This window comes from Methylobacterium variabile (assembly GCF_001043975.1).
GTDB classification, from domain to species: Bacteria; Pseudomonadota; Alphaproteobacteria; order Rhizobiales; family Beijerinckiaceae; genus Methylobacterium; species Methylobacterium variabile.
Window position 1 is genome coordinate 1 of the sequence record NZ_LABY01000414.1, and the last position, 506, is coordinate 506.

Sequence of the window (506 nt, forward strand, 5' to 3'; positions counted from 1 at the left end):
CCGCCTCGACCGCCACCCGACCATGGCCCGCCACCCGGTCACGCCGATGCGGGAGCCGGACCTGACCCGCCACCTCGCCGCCCAGACCGGCCGGCGCATCGCGCTCATCGATCTCGTGGCGCTGAAGACCGGTGCCGGGCCGGAGCGCCGGGCCGCCCTGATGGGCGACGACGTGCCGGCAGTGCTGATCGACGTCGTCGACGAGGAGACGCTGGCAGAGGCGGGGCGGCTGGTCTGGGAGGGCAGGGGCGCGGGCGTGTTCACCGCCTCGTCGTCCGGGCTGCAATACGCCCTCGCGGCCCATTGGCGGGCGCAGGGCCGGCTTCCGGCGGAGCCGTCGCTGCCGCCGCTGGCGCCCGCCCGGGTCGTCGCCGCGGTGAGCGGCAGCTGCTCGCCGGGCACGGCCGATCAGCTCGCCCGGGCCCGCGCGGCGGGTTTTCGGACCGAGCGCCTCGACCTCGCCCGGGCCCTGCCGGAGGCGACCGCCGCCGGCGAGATCGCCCGGG

General features: G+C 78.3%; 1 protein-coding gene. It reads left to right on the plus strand.

Annotation, left to right across the window (positions count from 1 at the left end):
* Nucleotides 1–506, plus strand: a 506-nt coding sequence (locus VQ02_RS33595; RefSeq protein ID WP_048448619.1) for a four-carbon acid sugar kinase family protein, incomplete at both ends; no start/stop codon positions are given.